Origin of the sequence: Kitasatospora aureofaciens, from assembly GCF_001188955.3 — a bacterium.
Lineage (GTDB): Bacteria > Actinomycetota > Actinomycetes > Streptomycetales > Streptomycetaceae > Kitasatospora > Kitasatospora aureofaciens.
In genome coordinates, this window is the sequence record NZ_JPRF03000001.1 from 631,338 (window position 1) to 654,658 (window position 23,321).

At 71.8% G+C, this 23,321-nt stretch carries 19 protein-coding genes; 9 read left to right on the forward strand and 10 right to left on the reverse strand.

The features are described 5' to 3' along the window. Positions 1-11: 11 nt before the first annotated feature. Positions 12-1,097, forward strand: coding sequence for a chitinase (locus HS99_RS47625; RefSeq protein WP_370863215.1), 1,086 nt, complete (start codon positions 12-14; stop codon positions 1,095-1,097). A 154-nt stretch (positions 1,098-1,251) separates the two neighbouring features. On the opposite strand, the gene HS99_RS02800 is transcribed toward HS99_RS47625, so the two are convergent. Further along, the gene (locus tag HS99_RS02800; protein ID WP_030550328.1) at positions 1,252-2,073 is read right to left on the reverse strand and encodes an SAM-dependent methyltransferase; all 822 of its coding nucleotides are present in this window, start codon (positions 2,071-2,073) and stop codon (positions 1,252-1,254) included. 537 nt (positions 2,074-2,610) lie between these two features. On the opposite strand from HS99_RS02800, the gene HS99_RS02805 reads away from it, so the two are divergent. After that, a complete protein-coding gene (locus tag HS99_RS02805) occupies positions 2,611-3,870 on the forward strand; it encodes a hypothetical protein (RefSeq protein ID WP_030279209.1) in 1,260 nt (419 codons plus the stop codon). 98 nt (positions 3,871-3,968) lie between these two features. On the opposite strand, the gene HS99_RS02810 is transcribed toward HS99_RS02805, so the two are convergent. Further along, complete coding sequence (locus HS99_RS02810) at positions 3,969-4,877, reverse strand: LysR family transcriptional regulator (RefSeq protein WP_050367055.1); 909 nt, start codon at positions 4,875-4,877, stop codon at positions 3,969-3,971. A gap of 461 nt (positions 4,878-5,338) precedes the next feature. Between HS99_RS02810 and HS99_RS02815 the strand changes: the two genes are divergently transcribed. The 4 genes from HS99_RS02815 (at position 5,339) to aspA (ending at position 10,032) form a co-directional block, all read left to right on the forward strand. Then, complete coding sequence (locus HS99_RS02815) at positions 5,339-6,019, forward strand: FadR/GntR family transcriptional regulator (RefSeq protein WP_030279211.1); 681 nt, start codon at positions 5,339-5,341, stop codon at positions 6,017-6,019. Continuing rightward, on the forward strand, positions 6,016-7,455 hold the full coding sequence (locus HS99_RS02820; RefSeq protein WP_030279212.1) for an amino acid permease: 1,440 nt from the start codon (positions 6,016-6,018) through the stop codon (positions 7,453-7,455). Before HS99_RS02815 ends, HS99_RS02820 begins: the two co-directional genes overlap by 4 nt. A gap of 100 nt (positions 7,456-7,555) precedes the next feature. Continuing rightward, positions 7,556-8,572 (forward strand): asparaginase, encoded by a 1,017-nt coding sequence (locus HS99_RS02825; RefSeq protein ID WP_030550330.1) that lies wholly within the window; start codon positions 7,556-7,558, stop codon positions 8,570-8,572. A 50-nt stretch (positions 8,573-8,622) separates the two neighbouring features. Continuing rightward, on the forward strand, positions 8,623-10,032 hold the full coding sequence (gene aspA / locus HS99_RS02830) for an aspartate ammonia-lyase (protein WP_030279214.1): 1,410 nt from the start codon (positions 8,623-8,625) through the stop codon (positions 10,030-10,032). 85 nt (positions 10,033-10,117) lie between these two features. Here aspA and HS99_RS02835 read toward each other — a convergent pair whose 3' ends face one another. Next, positions 10,118-11,764: a putative PEP-binding protein gene (locus HS99_RS02835; protein WP_078938578.1), complete on the reverse strand. Its 1,647-nt coding sequence runs from the start codon at positions 11,762-11,764 to the stop codon at positions 10,118-10,120. An 8-nt stretch (positions 11,765-11,772) separates the two neighbouring features. Further along, positions 11,773-12,045 (reverse strand): HPr family phosphocarrier protein, encoded by a 273-nt coding sequence (locus HS99_RS02840; protein ID WP_030279216.1) that lies wholly within the window; start codon positions 12,043-12,045, stop codon positions 11,773-11,775. Between the two features lie 350 nt (positions 12,046-12,395). Between HS99_RS02840 and HS99_RS02845 the strand changes: the two genes are divergently transcribed. From HS99_RS02845 to HS99_RS02855, 3 genes are all read left to right on the forward strand, one after another. Continuing rightward, on the forward strand, positions 12,396-13,157 hold the full coding sequence (locus HS99_RS02845; protein ID WP_030279217.1) for a DeoR/GlpR family DNA-binding transcription regulator: 762 nt from the start codon (positions 12,396-12,398) through the stop codon (positions 13,155-13,157). Beyond that, the gene (pfkB, locus tag HS99_RS02850; RefSeq protein WP_030279218.1) at positions 13,154-14,113 is read left to right on the forward strand and encodes a 1-phosphofructokinase; all 960 of its coding nucleotides are present in this window, start codon (positions 13,154-13,156) and stop codon (positions 14,111-14,113) included. Before HS99_RS02845 ends, pfkB begins: the two co-directional genes overlap by 4 nt. A 106-nt stretch (positions 14,114-14,219) precedes the next feature. Beyond that, positions 14,220-16,229, forward strand: a complete 2,010-nt coding sequence (locus HS99_RS02855) for a PTS fructose transporter subunit IIABC (protein ID WP_030550335.1) — start codon at positions 14,220-14,222, stop codon at positions 16,227-16,229. A 193-nt stretch (positions 16,230-16,422) separates the two neighbouring features. Here HS99_RS02855 and HS99_RS02860 read toward each other — a convergent pair whose 3' ends face one another. The 6 genes from HS99_RS02860 to chvE all read right to left on the reverse strand — a co-directional run bounded on the left by HS99_RS02860 (position 16,423) and on the right by chvE (position 23,151). Further along, on the reverse strand, positions 16,423-17,211 hold the full coding sequence (locus HS99_RS02860; RefSeq protein ID WP_030550337.1) for a hypothetical protein: 789 nt from the start codon (positions 17,209-17,211) through the stop codon (positions 16,423-16,425). Then, on the reverse strand, positions 17,208-17,738 hold the full coding sequence (locus HS99_RS02865) for a SigE family RNA polymerase sigma factor (RefSeq protein WP_030279223.1): 531 nt from the start codon (positions 17,736-17,738) through the stop codon (positions 17,208-17,210). Before HS99_RS02865 ends, HS99_RS02860 begins: the two co-directional genes overlap by 4 nt. A gap of 131 nt (positions 17,739-17,869) precedes the next feature. Beyond that, complete coding sequence (locus tag HS99_RS02870; protein WP_232790780.1) at positions 17,870-18,829, reverse strand: expansin EXLX1 family cellulose-binding protein; 960 nt, start codon at positions 18,827-18,829, stop codon at positions 17,870-17,872. 340 nt (positions 18,830-19,169) lie between these two features. Beyond that, a complete protein-coding gene (mmsB, locus tag HS99_RS02875) occupies positions 19,170-20,405 on the reverse strand; it encodes a multiple monosaccharide ABC transporter permease (RefSeq protein WP_030279228.1) in 1,236 nt (411 codons plus the stop codon). A 2-nt stretch (positions 20,406-20,407) separates the two neighbouring features. After that, entirely contained in the window at positions 20,408-21,955 is a 1,548-nt protein-coding gene (mmsA, locus tag HS99_RS02880) for a multiple monosaccharide ABC transporter ATP-binding protein (protein WP_030550341.1), read from the reverse strand. 101 nt (positions 21,956-22,056) lie between these two features. Then, positions 22,057-23,151 (reverse strand): multiple monosaccharide ABC transporter substrate-binding protein, encoded by a 1,095-nt coding sequence (gene chvE, locus HS99_RS02885; protein WP_030550343.1) that lies wholly within the window; start codon positions 23,149-23,151, stop codon positions 22,057-22,059. Between the last annotated feature and the right edge of the window lie 170 nt (positions 23,152-23,321).

Genomic DNA, 23,321 nt, shown 5'->3' on the forward strand with positions numbered 1-23,321 from the left:
ACGCGGACGACGTGTCGCTCACCGGTCCCGGCGGCAGCAGCCCCTCGCCGACCGCCACCCCGACCAGCGCACCGCCCACCACTCCGCCGCCGACCAGCACCCCGCCGACCACTCCGCCGCCCACGACCCCGGCGCCGGGGGACACCTGCCCCACCAAGCCCAAGCCCTCGGGCAAGGTCCTTCAGGGCTACTGGGAGAACTGGGACGGCGCCTCGAACGGCGTCCACCCGGGCATGGGCTGGGCCCCGATCACGGACAGCCGGATCGCCGCGCACGGCTACAACGTCATCAACGCGGCCTTCCCGGTGATCCTGTCGGACGGCACCGTCCAGTGGCAGGACGGAATGGACACCAACGTCAAGGTGTCGACCCCCGCCGAGATGTGCCAGGCCAAGGCCGCCGGCGCGACGATCCTGATGTCCATCGGCGGCGCCGCCGCGGGCATCGACCTGAGCTCCAGCGCCGTCGCCGACAGGTTCGTGGCGACCGTCGTCCCGATCCTCAAGAAGTACAACTTCGACGGGATCGACATCGACGTCGAGACCGGCCTCTCCGGCAGTGGCAGCATCAACACGCTGTCCGCCTCCCAGGCCAACCTGATCCGCATCATCGACGGCGTGCTGGCCCAGATGCCCGCCGGGTTCGGCCTGACCATGGCCCCCGAGACCGCCTACGTCACCGGCGGCAGCGTCACCTACGGCTCGATCTGGGGCGCCTACCTGCCGATCATCAAGAAGTACGTCGACAACGGGCAGCTGTGGTGGCTCAACATGCAGTACTACAACGGCAGCATGTACGGCTGCTCCGGCGACTCCTACCAGGCCGGCACCGTACAGGGCTTCACCGCGCAGACCACATGCCTGAACAGGGGGCTGACCATCCAGGGCACCACCGTCACCGTGCCCTACGACAAACAGGTGCCCGGCCTGCCGGCCCAACCCGGCGCGGGCGGCGGCTACATGGACCCGGGATCGGTCGGCCAGGCGTGGAGCGCCTTCGGCGGAGCACTGAAGGGGCTGATGACCTGGTCGCTCAACTGGGACGGTTCGAAGGGCTGGACCTTCGGCGACAACGTCAAGTCCCTGCAGGGCCGTTGAGCCATGCACCGAACCGCTGAACCGCTGAACCGCCGAAGCACCGAACCGCCGAAGCACCGAACCGCTGAAGCACCGAAGCACTGAACCGCTGAGGCGAACACCGTGCAGCCCGCGCCCCGGCCCCGGAGCGCGGGCTGTCCAGCGCTGCGGCCGGTCAGGGCATGCGGGCCAGGGCACAGGAGATCAGCCGCTCCCAGACCGGCAGGTCGGCTTCGTCCGAGGGCGCCGCGGTGCCGTCCGCCTCGGGCTCCGGCCGCCACAACGAGCAGGGCACCAGGCCCGGTTCGAGCAGTTCGAGGCCGTCGAACAGGCCGAGGATCTCCTCGTCGGTGCGCCAGCGGCCGCGGCCGAAGCTGTCCTGCAGCTTCTGCTCGGCGATCCGGGCCTCCTCGTTCCCGCCGGAGCGGAAGTGCGAGATGTAGACCAGGCTGCCCGGGGGCACCCGGTCCACCCACCAGCGAACCAGCGCGGCGGGATGCTCGGAGTCGTCGAGGTGGTGCAGTACGGCGCTGAAGACCACGGCCACCGGCTCGTTGAAGTCGATCAGGCGCCGCACGTCGGGGTGGTCGCGGATCGACTCCGGCTCGCGCAGGTCCGCCTGGACCAGGGTGCTGCGTCCGGCGGAGCCCAGCAGGGCGCGGCCGTGGGCGAGCACGGTCGGATCGTGGTCGACGTAGGCGACGCGCGCCCCGGGAGCGTGCCGCAGGGCGACCTGGTGCACGTTGTCGGCGGTCGGCAGGCCGCTGCCCATGTCGACGAACTGCTGGACGCCCTCGCGGACCATCGCGCCCACGGCCCGTACCAGCGCCCGGCGGTTGGCGTGGGCGATCGCCACCGAGCCGGGCAGGTCCCGGAGGAAGAAGTCGCCGATCTCGCGGTCGACGGCGTAGTTCTCCTCGCCGCCGAGCAGGTAGTCGTACACCCGGGCGATGCTCGGCTTCGACCGGTCGGTCAGGGCGCTGCGATCATCGGTCACGGGAGGCGACTCCGTTCCTGAGGGCCGGTGCCGCCCTGATGGTAGGAGAACCGGACGCGGGTGCCGCGCACCTCACGGCGCGTTGGACGGCGTGGGCGGCATCCCGCTCGGTCGGGGCGGTCAGGAGTGGTCGTGCCAGGCGATCGCCGAGATCCGCCGGCCCTCCGGGGTGCGGACGAACCGGAGGGACACGCTGCGTGTGCCGCAGTCCTGCCGGGCAGCTCTTGGGCGGAGGGGCGCGGCCGGTCGTACGGCCGCCGATCCGAACCGCCTGTCCTGCTGTCTGACAGGTTCACGAGCCGATCCTGAGGCCGCCGATGACATGGTGTCAAGTCGTCGTTCGCCGGCTGTTCACTGGTTGGGAACGGCGGCGTTCCGTGATCACCACCCGGGGCCCGTCACGTCGATTCCGCTCGTGTACGGACTCTCGAAGGCGTGCAAGTCCACAAGTGATCGGATTTGATCGGACAGCTTCGGCGAGGCAGGCTCTGTGCGCACAGTGGTGGATCCGCCACTGTCCGGCACGGAGGGAGCCGCATGTCCGGGACTGAGCACACCGAACCGACCGCACACGTCGTCGTCGGGTACACCCCCCATGAGGGTTTCGTCGCCGTCCAACTCAGTCCGCCCCCGGCGGAATACGTGTGGCACGACCGGCGGGCCGAGCACCAGCAGGAACGGTTCGGCCCGGGGAACCGCTACCAGCAGTGGCTGGCCGTCGACCTCGGCACCGGCGCCGTGTGGTTCGGGGACACCGACTGGCGGGCGCCGCAGGAGGATTCCTTCCCGGGGCTCCCGGGGCCTCGGCGGGCCGAGGTCGGGGACGGGGCCCTGCCCTCGCCCGCCGTCCTCGTCCACCCGCTCACCCACCGGGGCTCCGACGGCCAGGGTGCGTGCACGTGGCGGTTCTTCACGGCCGAGGAACTCCATGCGCTGGCCGAGGGAATACTGCCCGTGGTTCAGCGGGTGATCGACTCCCTGCACCGGGTGGGGCCTGCCGGTGACCTGGAGTGGTCCGCCGAGGCCGCCACGGCCTGGTCAGATCTCGAACGGGCCTGCGACCACACGTCCGACGCGACGGGCGCGGTGGTCTGGGCCGGCCCCCGCGCGAGCCGGGTCCCCGGCACGCGGGTGGAGGTGGCGGACTTCCTCGCCCGGAACCCGGAGCTGTGCGATCCGTCCTGGTCGACGGCGACCGACGCGGAACTCGACGCCTACGCCGCCTACGAACCCGTTTCCGGTTACGGAGGCGTTCCGGGGCGGATGTGCGCCCCGGCGCACGTTCAGATCGAGGACGGCTACACGTTCTACGGCCACCGCGCGGCGCTGTACGCCTACCGTGCGGCCGCCTGCGGCGACCGCACGCCGGTCGAAGCCCGGATCTGGCTCCGGACCAGCGACGCCGGGCGCACCGCCTGGGAGGCCGCCAAGGTCGTGGGCGCGAGCCTCGCCGACGCCTCGGACTGCGTGCTCGCCCACCTCGCCGAGACGTTTCGCAGTGCCGCGGGCGACGACGGCGTGGTTCTCACCGGACTGCCGGCCTACCTGTGGCAGGAGCGGGCCGAGGAGAGGGCGGCGGTCGACGAGACGCTCGCCGCCACCGGCGAGGAGCTGAAGCGACTGGAGGAGATGGTCACGGAACTCCGGCGCGTGCGCAACACCGTCCTCACCCGGGTCCTCAGCTGGACCGACGGGCGGGACGACGAGGAGATCGCCGGTCTGGCCGCGACGTCCCCGACGGTCGTCGCCGAGTGGCGTGAACGGCTCACGGCGGACCGGGGCACCCGGCCGGAGTAGGGCCCGTCCGGCGGCCCCGGTGGGAGGCGGCGCCGCGACAGTCGCCCCGGCGGGCGGGGGCCCGGTGACGTTCGGTTCGTCGCGCACGCCTCCACGCCTCAGGAGAGCGCGGCCAGCGCCTGCGCGGCGAGCATCTGCTCCAGGGCCAGCAGGGCGTGTGGGGCGTGCCGGGTGTCGATGCGGACGGCGTAGATGAAACGCGTCAGCTCGGGCTCGGCCAACGGGCGCGCCACGACCTGGGTGGTACCGCGGGGGAGCGCCAGCTGCGGCATGACGGCGACGCACAGGCCCGCGGCCACGAAGCCGAGCACGGTGTTGAAATCGTCCCCCTCGTACTCCAGGCGCGCCCGGAACCCCGGCGTCTTGGCGATCTGGGCGAGCAGTTCCAGGCGCAGCGCTGCTTCCGGAGCCGCGATCCAGGTCTCGGACGCGAGGCTGGCCAGGTCGATGACCTCCCGGTCGGCGAGGTGGTGGCCGGCCGGGACCACCGCCACGACCGGATCCCGCGCGACCAGCGTCCGGCGCAGCGTCCGGGGCGGGGGCTGGGGTATGAAGTCGTAGTCGTAGCTGAGGGTGAGGTCCATGTCTCCGCGCTTGAGGCGGCTGTAGCCCGCTTCGGGCTCCAGTTGGGAGAGGCTGACCCGCACGTCGGGGTACGTCGTGTGCAGCTGCGCAAGCGCCTTCGGGACGATGCTGGTGGCGGCGGAGGCGAAGGCGGCGAGCCGGATCCGCCCGGCTGTGCCGGCGCGCATGGCGTCGAGTTCGACGGAGGCCGCCGCCAGGGCGCTCCTGACACCCTGCTCGGCGTCGAGGAGGACCTCGCCGGCCGGGGTGGGCCGTACGGGCCGGCGCTCCAGCACCCTGAGACCCGTACGGCGTTCGAGTTCGGCGATCTGCTGCGAGACGGCGGGTGCGCTGTAACCCAGCTCACGTGCGGCGGAGTTGAAGGAACCGTGGCGGACCACGGCTTCGAGGGTGGCGAGCAGACGGGGGTCCAGTCTCTGCATGGGGTTAACGCTCACTTAACTGTCGCGAAGACGTCTTTTCTTGTACTTGAAGGTGAACGGCAGCAGGATTCTTGCTTGCGGCCCGGATGCGCAAGCCAACGCCTCCGCGCGGTGGCCGATCGCTTCGCCCCGCGGTTTGCGTCCGTGCGCCGCAGCGCCGTGCACCCCCTCCTCCGTCGCCCACCCACCCGAACGCATGGCCGGGTGGGTGGGCGACGGAGGAGACGGCCGTTGACCATAACCCCCAGTCCCGGAAGGAAGCGCCGTGCGCAGGCCCCTCTCCACCGCGAGCGCCCGCCTGGGCCGTGCCTTTCGGCGGACCGCGCGAACTCGAGTTCGCCCCAGTGGAGTTGAGCTTTCACTCCGAGTGTCTTGACATCATCGTACGAATCCCTCAGGATCACCCCGTGAACCTGTCAGACAGCCAGACAGTCAGTCCGGTGCCCCGGCGCGTGAGCGCGATGGAAGCGGTGTTCGGTCATCTCCGCGGTGCCATCGAGCGAGGCGAGTACGCGGTGGGGGACAAGCTCCCCTCCGAAGCGGAGCTCTGCCGCGCCCTGGAGGTCAGCCGGCCCGTGCTGCGGGAGGCGCTCCGGGCGCTCCAGACCATGGGACTGACCGTCTCCAAGACCGGGAAGGGCACCTTCGTCGTGGCGAACACGGTCGAGGACCCCACCTTCGGCGACTACGCGGCCAGCGACCTCCTGGAGGTGCGTCGGCACGTCGAGATCCCGGTCGCCGGGTACGCGGCGCTGCGCCGCACCCCGGAGGACCTGGACCACCTGGCCCACCTGCTCGACCGGATGGAGCGGGAGACCGACACCACGGCGTGGGTCGCCCTGGACACCGTCTTCCACCTGGCAGTGGCCGAAGCCTCCCGCAACCCGGTCTTCCGCAAGGTCATCGAGGAGATCCGCGACGCACTGGCGCGTCAGTCGGCCTTCCTCAACGAGCTCGGCGATCGACGCGAGCAGTCCAACTGCGAGCACCGGGCGATCGTCGAAGCACTGATCGACGGGTCCGAGCCGGACGCGGTGGAAGCCATGTCCCACCACCTGCGCCGCGTCGAGGCGACCCTCACCGACATCGTGCGCCCTCAGCGCACGGACATCCCCCCAACAGAAGGCAGACCCGAGGCGTGAGCGAGCAGTTCCTCAAAGACGAGAAGCGCCCCTCCACCCGTCACGTCGACGCCGGGGACACCGGCTACAGCAAGTCCTTGAAACCCCGGCACGTCAACATGATCGCCATCGGCGGCGCCATCGGCACCGGCCTGTTCCTCGGCGCCGGCGGCCGCCTCGCCGATGCCGGGCCCTCCCTTTTCGTCGCCTACGCGGTGTGCGGGGTGTTCGCGTTCCTCGTCGTGAGAGCGCTCGGTGAACTCGTCCTGTACCGGCCGTCCTCCGGAGCCTTCGTCTCCTACGCCCGGGAGTTCCTGGGCGAGAAGGGGGCGTACACCGCGGGCTGGATGTACTTCCTGAACTGGGCGACCACCGGTATCGCCGACATCACCGCGGTGGCCACGTACGCCCACTACTGGCACCTGTTCTCCGACGTCCCGCAGTGGGTGATCGCGCTCGTGGCCCTGGCGGTGGTCCTCACCGTGAACCTCATCTCGGTGCGGATCTTCGGCGAACTGGAGTTCTGGTTCGCCATCGTGAAGGTCAGCGCGCTGGTCGTCTTCATGGGCATCGCGATCGTCCTCCTGGTCACCCGGCACCCGGTGGACGGCACCGTGCCCGGCCCCTCCCTGGTCACCGACAACGGCGGCATCTTCCCCAACGGTCTGCTGCCGATGCTGCTGATCATCCAGGGCGTCGTCTTCGCCTACGCCTCCGTCGAACTGGTCGGCGTCACGGCCGGGGAGACGGAGAACCCCGAGAAGATCATGCCGAAGGCGATCAACTCGATCATGTGGCGGGTGGGCCTGTTCTACGTCGGCTCGGTGCTCCTGCTGTCGATGCTGCTGCCGTGGAACAGGTACACCGCCGGTCAGAGCCCCTTCGTCACCGTGCTGTCCCACATCGGGGTGCCGGCCGCGGGCAGCGTGATGAACCTGGTGGTCCTCACCGCGGCGATGTCCTCGCTCAACTCCGGCCTCTACTCCACCGGCCGCATCCTGCGCTCGATGGCCGTCAACGGCTCGGCCCCGCGCTTCACCGCCCGGATGAGCCGCAGTCAGGTGCCCTACGGCGGCATCCTGCTCACCAGCGGCATGTGCGTCCTCGGCGTGGTCCTCAACTACGTGGTGCCCGCCGACGCGTTCGAGATCGTGCTCAACCTCGCGGCGATCGGCATCCTCGCCACCTGGGGCATGATCATGATCTGCCACCTCTTCTTCTGGCGGAAGACCCGAGCCGGTGAACTGACCCGCCCCGCCTACCGGCTGCCGGGCTCGCCCTGGACGGAGCTCGTGACGCTGGCCTTCCTCGTCACCGTCCTGGTCCTGATGTACGCCGACGGCGGTGCCGGCCGTACCACCGTCCTGTGCGTACCGCTGATCGCCGCCGTGCTGGTCGCCGGCTGGTACGCGATCCGAGGCCGTGCCGGGCGCGCGGCCGCCGGGTCCGACGACTGACAACGGGCGGCGGACCTCGACGCGGAGACGGTTCCGCCGCTGTCGGGGGCCGCCGCCCGGCCGACGAACCGGCAGTGACCCACCATCGATCGAGGCAGTGATGCACAGAAGTACCCCTGCGGACGCACCCGCGATCCGCGAGCCCCGGCACGTCCCCGTGGCCCACGTCACCCGTGGCGGCGTGATCGAGGGAGTCCACCACGGATCCGTCGTCGTCCTCGACGGCGACGGCGCGGTCCGGTTCCGGCTCGGCGACACCGAGGCCGCCTTCTACCCCCGATCCGCCCTCAAGCCGCTCCAGGCCGTCGCCATGGTGCGCGCCGGGCTGCCGCTCGACGGCGAACTCCTCTCCCTCGCGATGGGCAGCCACTCCGGAGAGGAGCGCCACCTCGCGGGCACCCGACGGATCCTCGAACTGGCCGGTCTCGGGGAGGACCACCTGCGCAACGTACCGGACCTCCCGTACGACCCCTCGGTGCGGGACACCTGGGTCCGGAGTGGGCGCCCGCCCTCCCGCCTCGCCCAGAACTGCTCCGGCAAGCACGCTGCGATGCTCTACCTCTGCCGGCTCAACGGCTGGCCGCTGGAGACGTACCTCGACCCCGCGCACCCGCTCCAGATCGCCGTGGCCGAGGTCGTCCAGGAGTTCACCGGCCAGCGCGCCGCCCATGTCAGCGTGGACGGCTGCGGCACCCCGCTGTTCGCCGTCTCCCTGCACGGCCTGGCCCGTGCCGCCGCCCGGATCGCCACGGCGCCCCCGGGCACTCCCGGGTACCGGGTCGCGGACGCGCTGCGCGGTCACCCGGAGATGGCGTCGGGGACCGGACGGGACACGGCCGCGCTGATGCGCGCGGTACCGGGACTGCTCGCCAAGGACGGCTTCGAGGGCGTCCAGATCGCCGCGCTGCCGGACGGCCGCGCCATCGCCGTGAAGATCGCGGACGGGGCGAACCGGGCGCGGATCCCGGTGGCGGCGGCGGCCCTGACGCTGGCGGGCGTCGATCCCCGCCTGCTGGTGGACTGCGCCGGTGAGGCGACGTCGGGCGGCGGCCGGCGCGTCGGCAGCGTACGGCCGGTACCGGCGCTGGCCCCGCACACCCTCACCCGTCCCGCGTGACCGACCCCCGACCCGTGACCACCCCACCTCAGGAAGAGGACCCGCACACGATGACGACCGCCACCCGGAGCGAACACGACCTGCTCGGCGACCGCGACGTCCCCGCCGACGCCTACTGGGGCGTCCACACCCTGCGCGCGACCGAGAACTTCCCGATCACGGGCACGCCCATCTCCACGTACCCGCACCTGATCGACGCCCTCGCCGCCGTCAAGGAGGCCGCCGCCCTCGCCAACGAGGAACTCGGCCTGCTGGAGCCCCGGAAGGCCGCCGCGATCGTCGCCGCCTGCCGGGAGATACGCGGCGGAAAGCTGCACGACCAGTTCGTCGTCGACGTCATCCAGGGCGGCGCCGGCACCTCGACCAACATGAACGCCAACGAGGTCGTCGCCAACCGGGGGCTGGAGCTGCTGGGACACGCCAAGGGCGAGTACCCGCACCTGCACCCCAACGAGGACGTCAACCTCGGCCAGTCCACCAACGACGTCTACCCGACCGCCGTCCGGATCGCCACCGTCTACGCGGTGCGTGGCCTGCTCGACGCGATGGCCGTCCTCCAGGACGCCTTCGCCCGCAAGGCCGTCGAGTTCCGGGACGTCCTGAAGATGGGCCGCACGCAGTTGCAGGACGCCGTGCCGATGACCCTTGGTCAGGAGTTCTCGGCTTTCGCGGTCATGCTGGACGAGGACCGCAGCCGGCTCGCGGAGGCCGTGGAGCTGATCTACGAGATCAACCTCGGCGCCACCGCGATCGGCACGGGCCTCAACGCTCCGGCCGGATACGCCGAGGCAGCCCGCCGCCACCTCGCGGACATCTGCGGGCTGCCCCTGGTCACCGCCGCCAACCTGGTCGAGGCCACCCAGGACTGCGGCGCGTTCGTCCAGATGTCCGGCGTGCTCAAGCGCATCGCCGTCAAGCTGTCGAAGACCTGCAACGACCTACGACTGCTCTCCTCCGGGCCGCGGGCGGGCCTGGGCGAGATCAACCTGCCGCCGGTGCAGGCCGGTTCGAGCATCATGCCCGGCAAGGTGAACCCGGTGATCCCCGAGGTCGTCAACCAGGTCGCCTTCGAGGTGATCGGCAACGACGTCGCGGTCACCATGGCCGCCGAGGCGGGCCAGCTCCAGCTCAACGCCTTCGAGCCGATCATCCTGCACTCGCTGTCGGAGTCGATCACCCATCTGCGCGCCGCCTGCCTCACCCTGGCCGAGCGCTGCGTCGTCGGCATCACCGCCAACACCGAGGTGCTGCGCGCGACCGTCGAGAACTCCATCGGCCTCGTCACCGCCCTCAACCCGCACATCGGGTACACGGCCGCCACCGAGATCGCCAAGGAGGCCCTCGCCAGCGGCCGCGGCGTGGCCGAACTCGTTCTGGAGAAGGGCCTGTTGCCGGCAGAGCGGCTCGCCGCCCTGCTGCGGCCCGAGGTGATCGCGGGCAGCGGAGCCCCCGCCGCCTGACGAACCAGGAAGGGCCGAACGACGCGCCGCCGCACCGGAGTTCGGTGCGGCGGCGCGCTGCTCGGTCCCGGTGGACGACGACGGCTCAGCGTTCCGACATGCGCGACATGACCTCGGCGCGCGCGGTCGCGGCGTCGTCGGCGAGCAGGGCCAGCCCGGCGAGTTCGCGGCACTGCGCGAGAGTGTGGGCGGCCAGCGCCGCCCGCAGCCCGGGGAGGGAGACAGGCGCGGCGGACAGGCTGGTGATCCCGAGGCCGACCAGCACCAGGGCGAGTGCCGGGTCGGCGGCGGCCTCGCCGCAGACGCCGATCGGACGGCCGTGCCCGGCCGCCGACCGCGCCGCGGTGGCGACCAGTTCGAGCAGGGCGGGCTGCCAGGGGTCGAGCAACTCGGCGAGGTCGCCGAGCGTCCGGTCGGCCGCGAAGGCGTACTGGGCCAGGTCGTTGGTGCCGACGCTGAAGAAGTCGCAGGACTCGGCCAGTCGGTCGGCGCGCAGGGCGGCCGCCGGGACCTCGATCATGGCACCGGCCATCGGCAGGCCGTGCGCGCGGGCCCGGGCGGCGAACTCGGCGGCCTCACGCGGGACGGACACCATCGGGGCCATCACCCAGACCTGCGCGGTGCTGTCCCGGGCGGCTTCGGCGATCGCGGCGAGCTGGGTCTCCAGGAGCTGCGGATCGCGCACGGCGCTCCGCAGACCGCGCACGCCCAGCGCGGGGTTCTGCTCGTCGGCGGAGAGGACGAAGGGCAGCGGTTTGTCGGCGCCCGCGTCCAGCGTGCGCACGACCACCCGGCGGCCGGCGAACGCCGCGAAGGTCTTCCGGTAGGCGGCGGCCTGTTCGGCGAGGCCCGGAGCCTCGGCGCGGTCCAGGAAGAGGAACTCGGTACGGAACAGCCCCACCCCCTCGGCGTCGGCAGCGGCCGCGCCGGCCAGTTCGTGCGGCGCGCCCAGATTGACCAGCAGAGAGACCGGGTGGCCGTCCGCGGTGCGGCCGGGCCCCTGGAACCCGGCCAGCAGCTCGCGGCGCCGGTGCTCGTGCGCGGCGGCCCGCTCGACCGCTTCCGGACTCGGGTCGGGCTCGACCACGCCGTCCGCGCCGTGCACCAGGACCTGCTGTCCGTCCGCCAGTTCCGAGGCGCCCGTGCAGCCGACCACCGCGGGCACGCCGAGGGCCTTGGCGAGGATGGCCGTGTGGCTGGTCGGTCCGCCGCGAACGGTGACCAGGGCCAGCACCCGTTCGGGATCGAGCAGCGCGGTGTCGGCGGGCGCCAGGTCCTCGGCGACCAGGACGTACCGGTGCCCGGGGTCGGGCAGGCCCGGCGTCGGCAGGCCGAGCAGGTGGGCCACCGCGCGGTCGCGCAGGTCGTCCAGGTCGGGGGCGCGTTCCGCGAAGTAGCCGCCGGCGGCGACCAGCGCGGCGCGGAAGCCGTCGAAGGCGGTGGCGAGCGCGTGGGCGCCGTCGGTGCCCTGCTCGGCGAGCCCGGCGGCCCGGTCGGCGAGCGCGGGGTCGGCGGCCATCATGGTCAGGGCCGAGAGCACCTGGGAGCCGGTGCCGCTCGTACGGGCGGCGCGCTCCTCCAGGTCGGTGACGACCGCACCGAGGGCGGCGCGGACCGCCGCCGCCTCGGCCGCCGGGTCGGCGACGGCCCTCGGCGCGGGCAGTGCCGGGACGGGTGCCATGCGGGCGACCGGGCCCGCCGCGCTGCCGGTGCCGACGCCGATCCCGCGCATCAGGTCCCTCACGCCGCGGCGTCGAGGTCGGAGGAGAGCAGGTCGGCGAGCGCCTCGAGCGCCTCCTCGGCCCCGTCGCCGGAGGCGGTGAGCTCCAGGGTGTCGCCGCATCGGGCGGCCAGGGCGAGGACGGACAGCAGACTGCGGGCGTCGACCGGGGCCTGGCCGGGGCGGCCGACGGTGACCTTGGCCTGCCGGCGGGAAGCGGCCTGGACGAACAGGGATGCCGGGCGGGCGTGCAGACCGCTGCTGGAGCCGACGGTGATCTGGATCGAGGGCATGGGGAGTCCTTGGGGGGAGATGGAGAAGACGGTCGCCGACCCGGGTGGGAACCGGGTCGGTGGGAGGGCGGATCCGGTGGCCCGCGCGAAGGGTGAAGCGCGGGCCACCGGGGCCGGGTGCCTGGTAATCGCATACGGGGGCGGTCGCGGAGACCGGGCACCCTGTGGTTTCACGCCCGTTTGAGCGTTGTTTCGGTTGGTTCTACGCCCGGTTACGCGGAGATGTCAACACATTCGGGCGCAATCCACGAATCCGGCGAGAGGTGGAACGACCTCTTGCTTTTCGGTCCGAAGCGCGTATGGTCGGGCTTCACCAGGCGTAAACGGACATGAAACGGACCCGAACCCACATGTATGCACCGGAGCGGCAGCAACAGATCCTCCGCCTCGCCCAGGAGCGGGGCAGGGTGGACGTGCCGACGCTGGCCGAGGACTTCGGCGTCACGCAGGAGACCATCCGGCGTGACCTGAGCGCCTTGGACCGGGCCGGTCTGCTGCACCGGGTGCACGGCGGGGCGCTTCCCGTCGGCGCGCTGCACCTGGAACCCGGCCTGGCCGAACGGGACTCCACCGCCGCGGCCGAGAAGGAGCGCATCGCCAGGGCCGCCCTGGCCCTGCTGCCCGGCGAGGGCAGCGTGATCCTGGACGCCGGGACGACCGTCTCCCGGCTGGCCGCCCTGCTGCCCGTCGACTGTGCCCTCACCGTCGTCACCAACGCCCTCCCGGTCGCGGCCCGGCTGGCCGACCACCCCGCGCTCGCCCTGCACCTCGTCGGCGGGCGGCTGCGCCACCGCACCCAGGCGGCCGTCGACGCCTGGGCGCTGCGCGACCTGGCCGACATCCACGCGGACGTCGCGGTGGTCGCGACCAACGGCTTCTCCCCGGAGGGCGGCCTGTCGACGCCGGACCTCGCCGAGGCCGCCGTCAAGCGGGCGATGCTCGCCGGGGCACGCCGAGTGGTTCTGGTGGCCGATTCCTCCAAGTACGGCGCCCGCCATTTCGCCCGGTTCGGCTCGCTGGACCAGGTCGACGTGCTGGTCACGGACACTGGACTGACCGACGAGCAGACCACCGAGATCGAGAACCACGGACCGGAAGTCATCCGCGCATGATCGTCACCATCACCCCGAACCCCAGTCTCGATCGCACCTACGAGCTGCCGACACTCACCCCGGGCGAGGTCAACCGCGCCGCGCACGATCGGCTCGATCCCGGCGGCAAGGGCGTCAACGTCTCCCGGGCGCTGACCGCCGCGGGCCACCGCACCACGGCCGTCCTGCCGCTCGGCGGCCTCTCCGGCGGTTTGCTCTCCGATCTGCTGCGACGCCAGGGCATCGACGTGGCGGCCGTCACCATCGCGGGCGACACCAGGATCAACGTCTCGATCGCCGAGGACGGCGGCGGCCTCACGAAGATCAACGCGGTGGGCCCAGAGCTCAGCGCCGCCGAGTCGGCAGCGCTGCTGGCGCTCGTCCGAGACACCCAGCGGATCGGACGGGGCACCGGCAACGACGTCGACTGGCTGGCCTGCTGCGGCAGCCTGCCGCGCGGGCTGGCGCCCGAGTGGTACGCCCAGCTCGTGGCCCAGGTGCACTCGGGCGGCGCCCGGATCGCCCTGGACACCTCCGGCCCCGCGCTGCTCGCCGCGCTCTCGGCCCGTCCCGACGTGGTCAAGCCCAACCGGGAGGAGCTCGCCGAGGCGGTGGGCCGCCAGGTCACCACCGTCGGCGACGCCGTGGACGCGGCCGGGGAACTGCGCAAGCGCGGTGCCCAGCAGGTCCTGGCCAGCCTCGGTGCGGACGGGATGCTGCTGATCGCCGAGGAGGGCAGCTGGTTCGGCAGCGCACCGGTCGCCGTCGTGCGCAGCGACGTGGGAGCGGGCGACGCCTCGCTCGCGGGCTTCCTCGGAGCCGGTGGCACCGGCCCCGAGGCACTGGCGGCGGCACTGGCGCACGGCGCCGCCGCCGTGCAACTGCCGGGGAGCGTCATGCCGACCCCGGCCGATCTGGACCCGGCCGCCGTGGTCGTGACGGCGGACATCCCGCTCGAACGACCGCTCCGCGGTTGAGAACGGCCTCCAGCCGGAGGCAGCACGCCCGACCGTGTGGGACGGAACGGCGACCATTCCCGGGGGCAAGGGAAGACTGTCAGGCACCAGTTGAAGGACCGACACGATGAGCGACACCAGCGGACTGACCACACCCGCACTCGTTGATCTCCACCTCGCCCCGACGGACAAGGGCGAAGCCCTCCGCTCCCTCGCCCAGCGGCTGGTCGCCGAGGGCCGGGTGACCGACCTCGACGGCTTCCTCGCCGACGTGGCCGCCCGCGAGGCCCAGGCCCCGACCGGGATGGGGGACGGGATCGGCATCCCGCACTGCAGATCGGCACACGTCACCCGGCCGAGCCTGGCCTTCGGCCGCAGTACCAGGGGCGTGGACTTCGACGCCCCGGACGGACGGCCGGCCGACCTGGTCTTCATGATCGCCGCGCCGGCCGGTGCGGACGACACCCATCTGCAGATCCTCGCCGCGCTGGCCCGCCGACTGATGGACCCCGCCTTCACCGGTGCCCTCCGCGACGCCGGGAGCCCGGGCGCGGTCGCGGCCCTGATCAACGGCGAGGAGGTGCCGGCCGTCGCTCCGGAGGCGGCTCCGGCCCCGTCCCCGGCTCCGGCCCCCGAGGCGGCCGCTCCGCACGGCGAGCTGCGGCTGGTCGCCGTGACCTCCTGCCCGACCGGCATCGCCCACACCTACATGGCGGCCAAGGCCCTCGAACTGGCCGCCGCCCGGGCGGGTGCGCGGATCGAGGTCGAGACCCAGGGGTCGGCCGGGACGACGGTGCTCGCGCCCGAGGTGATCGCGGCCGCCGACGCGGTGATCCTGGCCCATGACGTCGAGGTCCGGGACCGCGCCCGCTTCGCCGGCAAGCCGACCGTGGACGTGGGGGTGAAGGCCGCCGTCAACCGCGCCGACGACCTGATCGCCCAGGCCGCAGGACTGGTCGCCGAGTACGGCGGGGGCACACGTCCCACCGGTGCACCGGTTCCCGGTCCGCGCACTCCGGCGGGTGAGCACTGGGCCCAGCGGCTGCGCAAGTACCTGATGACGGGCGTCAGTTACATGATCCCCTTCGTGGCGGCCGGTGGTCTGCTGATCGCCCTCGCCTTTGCCGTCGGCGGCTACCAGATCGCCTCCGCGCCGTCCGTGCTGGGCCACTTCGACTGGACTTCCTCGCACAGCTGGGCGGCGATGCTGTTCCAGACCGGCAAGGCCTCCTTCGGCTTCCTCGTCCCGATCCTCTCCGGGTACATCGCCTGGGCGATCGCCGACCGGGCGGCACTGGCCGCAGGCATCGCCGGCGGCGCCGTCTCGGTGGCGGTCGGCGCGGGCTTCCTCGGCGGCATCGTGTCAGGTCTGGCCGCGGGCTTCCTGGTGCTGTGGATGATCCGCTGGAACGTGCCGCGCGCGGTCAGGGGCATCATGCCGGTCGTGGTGATCCCGCTGGTGTCGGTGGCGGTGGTCGGCTTCCTGATGTTCGTGGTGGTCGGCTCGCCCATCGCCTCGGCGATGAACGGCCTGACCGACTGGCTGAACGGCCTCTCCGGCTCCAACGCGGTCCTGCTCGGCGCGCTGCTCGGCGCGATGATGGCCTTCGACATGGGCGGTCCGCTGAACAAGGTCGCCTACACCTTCGCGGCCGGTGCGCTCACCACGGCGGGCACCACTCCGGACGCCGGCAGCCTCAAGGTGATGGCCGCCGTGATGGCCGCCGGCATGACCCCGCCGCTGGGCATGGCCCTGGCCACCGTCGTCCGGCGCAAGCTGTTCACCGCCGAGGAGCGGGAGAACGGCAAGGCGGCCTGGGTGCTCGGAGCCTCGTTCATCACCGAGGGCGCGATCCCGTTCGCGGCGGCGGACCCGCTGCGGGTCATCCCGGCGAGCATCGTCGGCAGCATGACGGCGGGCGGACTGGTGATGGCCTTCGGCTCCACCCTGCGGGCCCCGCACGGCGGGATCTGGGTGCTCCCGCTGATCGGCAGCCCGGTCCTGTACCTGCTCGCGGTCGTGGCGGGCACGGTGCTCACCGCGGCGGTGGTCGTCCTGCTCAAGGGGATGCGGCAGGGGGCCGCCGCGGAGGTTCCGGAATCCCCCGTTGCCGAGAAGGGGCTGGCCGGCGTCTGATCCGACGGGCCGTGCGGTGAGCCCTGACCGGGCCGGTCCGCCGGCCCGGTCAGAGCTCGGCCGGTGCAGGGCGCCCGCTCTCACGAGCGGGCGCCCGCTCCGTTTCCGGGCCGCGGACCGGCACCCGGTGGGGCCGACCGCGGACCACCGGTTCCGGCCGGACCCCGGCGGGCTGACGGCCGGACCCCGGCCGTCAGCCCGCCGGAGTGAAGCCGCCCCAGACGGTGGCGGGGCCGCCCGTCGACTGGGCCTCGGCGCGGTAGCCGTCGCCGGTGGCCGCACGCACACCGGTGGCGTGGTTGTACTGACCGGCGAACTGGTGCTCTCCGGGCGGCACCGTGCGGCCCGGCTTGAGGACCCAGCGGTAGACCAGTGCACCCCCGGCCTCCTGGACGGTGACGGTGAAGTCGTCGGCCGGCAGGGTCCGCCAGTTGCCGGTGTCCCGCACGCCGCCGGTCTGCGCGACGCGCAGTTCCACGGTGAGCGAGGTGAGCGGCTGGCTGGTCCTGAGGACGAGGTCGCTCTCGCTCCAGTAGGCGTTGCTGTGTGAGCCGATCGATCCCGCCGACCACAGCGGGCCGTTCTGGGTCCGGGAGCCGGCCGAGGCCGAGGGGGTCGGGTGCGGGCTCGGCGGCGTGACGGCGGCCGGGGCGGGAGCGGTGGCGGGGGCGGTGGCGGCCGGGGGGGCCGGCCGGGTCGGAGTCGGGGTGACGACGGGGGATGGGGGCGCCGGAGCGGTCGTGGCTTCCGAGGGCGGCGGGGCCTGGGTGATCCCTGCCATGGCGAGACCACCGGTGGCCAGGATGCCGGCGGCGGCCAGTCCGGCGATCGCGGCCCGGGGCCAGGACCTCAGGCCCGACCGCGTGCGGTGACGGGGGGCGGGACCGGCTGCGCCGCGCTGCACTCGGGCCAGCATCCTCGCGCGGTCGGGCTGGTGGGCCCCGGCCGCCTCGCGCAGCTGCCGGGAGATGTGCTCGTTCACCGGTTCCTCCTTCCTGCCGTCAGTTCGCCGACCGCTCGTGCGCCGAGCAGCTGTTCCAACTCGGCCATCGCCTTCGAGGTCTGGCTCTTCACCGTACCGACCGATATCCCCAGGGCTGCGGCGGTGTCCTTCTCGGAGAGGTCGAAGGCGTGTCGCATGACCACGCAGGCCCGCTTGCGGAACGGCAGCCTGGCGAGTGCCGCGCGGACGTCCAGCACGGCCGCGACGTCGGGCCCCGAAGTCCTCTCGGGGCTGCGGGACCAGAACAGCAGGACCCGCCGGCGCTCGCGGACCGCGCTGCGGATCCGCTCCCGGGCCATGTTCGCGACCACCCCGCGCGCATAGGCCACCGGGTGGTCGGCTGCGCGGAGCCGATCCCAGCGTTGCCACAGGGCGACCAGGGCGTCCGCTGCGAGGTCGTCGGCCGCGTCCGTCTCACCGGTCAGGAGATGGGCGAGACGGGCGAGTTCGGCGTAGTGGCGTTCGAAGAAGTCGTGGAATTCCGCGGACGCGTCATCGAGGAGCATGTTCCCCGGTCGCCCTCTCCCTGCAATGTGAGCGTTAACAAGAGGCATGAGCCTAGCAGTGCCCTCCTTGGGGGTGGAGTGGTGGCCGCCCCCGCCGGGGGCCGTCACCCGCCGACGGGCGAGCCGCGCGCTCAATGCCGGGCGAACTGGACGCGGGTCGACTGCACGACGTCCGGCCGCAACGCGATTCCGTCGACGGTCAGTTGCTCGCCGTAGATGTCGGTGACCCTGATCGGACCGCCGCACCCGCCGCCGTCGGGGGAGAGGAAGTAGTTGTAGTCGGTGCGGGTCAACTGCCGCCAGCCACCGGCGGTCCGGACCTCGAGCGCCGCCACCGGGTTCCGGTGCCCGATGACCTGGATCCCGCACCACCACTGGCTGGATCCGGTCTTGTACCGGACGGACATGCCGTCCGGCTCGCCGGGGCTCAACAGAGTCCAGGTGATCGGCAGGCGGCCCACCGAGAGGTCGGCGAGCTTGGCGAAGGCCTCGTGGCTGAGGTCGAGCTGACCAGGAGCACAGGGCAGCGGGCACTCGTTGACGATCCGCACCGTGACGCTCGCCCCGTTGGCGGTGCGGACCCGCACGTACGCCCCGCACGCCCTGGACGTCTCGTAGTCGGTGTGGTTCATGGCCGCGATCATGAGATCGCCGGAGGGGCCGAACGAGCAGGCGCCGTTGCCGTCGGCCGCGTCGTACGAGGTCGCCACGCCCTGGTAGCTCGTCCCGGGCTCGATCCGCCCGGCCTGCGCCGCCGCGGCGGCCGCCGTACGCGCGCTGCCGGCCGCCGAGGGCGACGGCGTCGCGGTGGCGGAGGGCTTCGAGGCGACGGACGGCTTCGAGGTGGCCGGAGCCGAGGGCGACGCCGTGCCGGTGGACGGCGTCGGCGACGGCGACGGCGCGGTGGGCGACGGCGGCACGGCCGAGGGCGTGGCACCGTCCGGACCGTCGGCGGTGGTGGGCATGCTCTGCGCGGTGGCTCCGGCGGCCGCGCCGGCGGGCTGCCCGGAACCGGCCCCGCTGACTCCGGTGAGCCCGAGTGCCACGCACACCAGCAGCCCGACGGCCACCAGCGCCAACGGACCACCCATGCCCAGCCCTCGCCCGCGCCGCGCCCTCGGGACGGCGTGCTTCGTTGCCCTCATGCCCATCCAATTCGGTAGATCGAGTCGACCTTGCACCGGTCAGTGGCCGCCGGGGGCGGAAAGGTTGCCGCTCGGGCGCCGGTTTCTCCGCGGCCTTCCAGGGCCGCCCCCGGGGCGGACGGCGCGGCCCTGCCGTCCGCCCCGGACCGCCAGGGTCAGGACGGGGCGCCGTAGCGGCAGAAGGTTGCCGTCCACCGGAAGACATCGGGGAACCGCTCCGCGCGGTGGGAACGCGGAAGGGCGGGCGCGGTGCCGCGGCACCACGCCCGCCCTTCCGCGGGCCGGATCAGGAACCGGCCCGGCGCTTGTTGTAGACGTCGAAGCCCACGGCCGCGAGCAGCACCAGGCCCTTGATCACCTGCTGGTAGTCGGTGCCGACGCCGACCAGCGACATGCCGTTGTTCAGGACGCCGAGCACCAGGCCGCCGATGATGGCGCCCAGGACCGTGCCCACGCCGCCGCTCGCGGAGGCGCCGCCGATGAACGCGGCGGCGATCGCCTCCAGCTCGAAGTTGATGCCCGCCTGCGGGGTCCCGGCGTTGAGCCGCGCGGCGAAGACGAGCCCGGCCAGCGCCGCGAGCACGCCCATGTTGGTGAAGGCCAGGAAGACGACCCGCTTGCTCTTCACCCCGGACAGCTTGGCCGCCGCCTCGTTGCCGCCGATGGCGTAGGTGTGCCGACCGATGATCGAGTTGCGCATCAGGTAGCCGAAGCCGACCAGCAGGGCACCGAGGATCAGCAGGACGATCGGCACGCCGTGGTAGCTGGCGAGCAGCAGGGTGAAGACGACCACGGCCGCCGTGATCACCGCGAGCTTGGCCAGGAACAGCCCGAGCGGCAGCACCTCCAGGCCGTACGAGGCGGTCTGCCGCCGACCGCGCAGCTCCTGGAGGACCGCGACGACCAGCACCGCGAGACCGAGCAGCAGGGTCAGGTTGTGGTAGTCGGTGTGCGGGCCCACCTCGGGGAGGAAGCCGCTGCTGATGCTCTGGAAGCCCTTGGGGAACGGTGCCACCGACTGGCCCTGCAACAGGATCTGGGTGCCCCCGCGGAACAGCAGCATGCCCGCCAGGGTGACGATGAACGACGGGATCCCGAGGTAGGCGATCCAGAAGCCCTGCCAGGCACCGGCGAGGGCGCCGATCACCAGCGCGACCAGCATCGCCACGGGCCACGGCATGTGGTGCTCGACCATCATCACCGCGGCGGCGGCTCCGACGAAGGCCGCCAGCGAGCCGACCGAGAGGTCGATGTGCCCGGCGATGATGACGATCATCATCCCGATCGCCAGGATGAGGATGTAGCCGTTCTGCTGGATCAGGTTGGTGATGTTGAGCGGCTGGAGCAGGATGCCGTCCGTCCAGATCTGGAACAGCAGCACGATCAGCGCGAGTGCGACCAGCATGCCGTACTGGCGCACGTTGCCGCGCAGCGCGCGGGCAAGCACGGAGCCGACGGACGGACTCGGGTCGGACTCGGCGCCGTTCCGGGCGGAGTCCGCGATGATCTCGGTCTGGGCCATACCTACACCTGCTCGTTGCTGGATGCCGTGCTCATGGTCATGAGCCGCATGAGGGATTCCTGGGTGGCGTCGGCGCGGGCGACCTCGCCGGTGATCCGGCCTTCGGCCATGGTGTAGATCCGGTCGCACAGGCCCAGGAGTTCGGGGAGTTCCGAAGAGATGACGAGCACGGCCTTGCCCTGGGCGGCCAGCTCGGCGATGACGGTGTAGATCTCCGCCTTGGCGCCGATGTCGATGCCCCGGGTGGGCTCGTCGAGGATCAGCACCTCCGGCTCGGCGAAGATCCACTTGCTGAGGACGACCTTCTGCTGGTTCCCGCCGCTGAGCGTGCCGGTCCGGGTGAACACCGTCGGGGCCTTGATGTTCATGGTCCGCCGGAACGATTCGGCGACTCTGCTCTCCTCGTGCCGGTCGACCCGGCCGTACCGGGCGACCTTGCCGAGCGCGCTCAGCGAGATGTTCCGGCTGATGTCGTCGATCAGGTTGAGACCGAAGTGCTTGCGGTCCTCGGTGACGTACGCGATGCCGTGCCGGATGGCCTCGGGCACCGTCCGGGTGCGGACCTCCCGGCCGTGCAGCAGCACCCGGCCACCGCTCCAACGCCCGTACGAGCGGCCGAAGACGCTCATCGCGAGTTCCGTGCGGCCGGCGCCCATCAGGCCGGCGATCCCGACGATCTCACCGCGACGCACGTTCAGCGAGGCGCCGTCGACCACCGTGCGCTGCTGGTCGATCGGGTGGCGGACGGTCCAGTCCCGGACCTCGAAGGCGACCTCGCCGATGTCGGGGGTGCGGTCGGGATAGCGGTGTTCGAGGTCGCGGCCGACCATGCCGCGGATGATCCGGTCCTCGGAGATGCCCTCGGGACCGATCGCGATGGTCTCGATGGTCTGGCCGTCGCGCAGAATGGTGACGGCGTCGGCGACCCGGGCGATCTCGTTCAGCTTGTGCGAGATGATGATGCAGGAGATGCCCTGCGCCTTGAGCTCCAGGATCAGGTCGAGGAGCTTGCGGCTGTCCTCGTCGTTGAGCGCGGCGGTCGGCTCGTCCAGGATGAGCAGTTTGACCTTCTTGGCCAACGCCTTGGCGATCTCGACCAGTTGCTGCTTGCCCACGCCGAGGTCGGCGATCCTGGTCTGCGGGCTCTCCTCCAGGCCGACCTGCCGGAGCAGTTCGGCGGCGTGGGTGAGCGTCCGGTGCCAGCTGATCACGCCGCGGGTCGCGTGTTCGTTGCCCAGGAAGATGTTCTCGGCGACGGACAGGTACGGCACCAGGGCGAGCTCCTGGTGGATGATGACGATTCCGCGCTGCTCGCTGGCCCGGATGTCCTTGAACCGGCAGGGCTCGCCCTCGAAGAGGATCTCGCCCTCGTAGCTGCCGTGCGGGTAGACCCCGCTGAGCACCTTCATCAGGGTGGACTTGCCGGCGCCGTTCTCACCGCAGACGGCGTGCACCTCGCCGGCGGCCACGGTCAGGTTGACCTCGGAGAGCGCCTTGACGCCGGGGAACGACTTGCTGATCGACCGCATTTCGAGAACGGGTCCAGCCATGGTTGTGCGTCCGTATCGTTCGGGGCGGTGCGGCGCGGGCAGGTCTTCCGGGCGTCGCACCGCCGGTTCGGCGCGGGGCCCGGCCGACCGGGCCCCGCGGGCTACTTGAGCTGGTCCGCGGTGTACTGGCCGCTGTCGACCAGGATCTTCTGGTAGTTGTCCTTGTCGACGCTGACCGGCTGGAGCAGCTCGGCCGGGACGACCTTCGCGCCGTTGTTGTACTGGGTGGTGTCGTTGACCTCGGGCTTGCCGCCGGTCAGCAGCGCGTCGCCCATCTGGACGGCGACCTTCGACAGTTGGCGGGTGTCCTTGTAGACCGTCTCGGTCTGCTCGCCCGCGATGATCGACTTGACCGAGGCCAGCTCGGCGTCCTGGCCCGTGACGATCGGCAGGGACTTCGCGGTGCCGTAGCCCACGCCCTTCAGCGAGGAGAGGATGCCGATCGAGATGCCGTCGTACGGCGACAGCACGGCGTCGACGTGCGCGGTGGTGTAGGCCTTGCTCAGCAGGTTGTCCATCCGGGACTGGGCGACACCGCCGTCCCAGCGCAGCGTGGCGACCTGGTTGAAGTCGGTCTGCCCGCTCTGCACGACCAGCTTCTTCTGGTCGATGTACGGCTTGAGCACGCTCATGGCGCCGTTGAAGAAGAACGTCGCGTTGTTGTCGTCCGGCGAGCCGGCGAAGAGCTCGATGTTGAACGGCCCCTTGCCGTCCTTGAGACCGAGCTTGTCGACGATGTACCCGCCCTGGAGGACGCCGACCTTGTAGTTGTCGAAGGTCGCGTAGTAGTCGACGTTCTGGGTTCCCTTGATCAGTCGGTCGTACGAGATGACCGGAACGTGCGCATCGGCGGCCTTCTGCAGCACGTTGGTGAGGGAGGAGCCGTCGATGGCGGCGATCACCAGCAGCTTGGCGCCCTTGGTGATCATGTTCTCCACCTGGGAGACCTGGTTCTCCACCACGTTGTCGCCGTACTGCAGGTCGGTCTTGTAACCCTTGGCCTGGAAGTCCTTGACCATGTTGTTGCCGTCGTCGATCCAGCGGGCCGACGACTTGGTCGGCATCGCGATGCCGATGAGCCCACCCTTGGCGTCGCCCTTGGCCGCCCCGTCGCCGGCTCCGTTGGCGCTCTGCCCGCAGGCCGCCAACGAGAGCGTCAGGCCCACCGCGACGAGGCCCGCTGAAAGCTTCCGCACAGTTCCTCCAGTGAATGGTGTTCCGCGACCGCGCAGAGCGACCCTGATGGGGGCGCCGGGGGCGGTCGAGCGGGGCCGGCCGGAGCGGTCCCTCGCGTTGTGGAACGTCGGGGCTGTGTTAGCTCTGGCCTGGCGTGACTTGAAGTGTTAACGCTAACAACCGCGCCGTC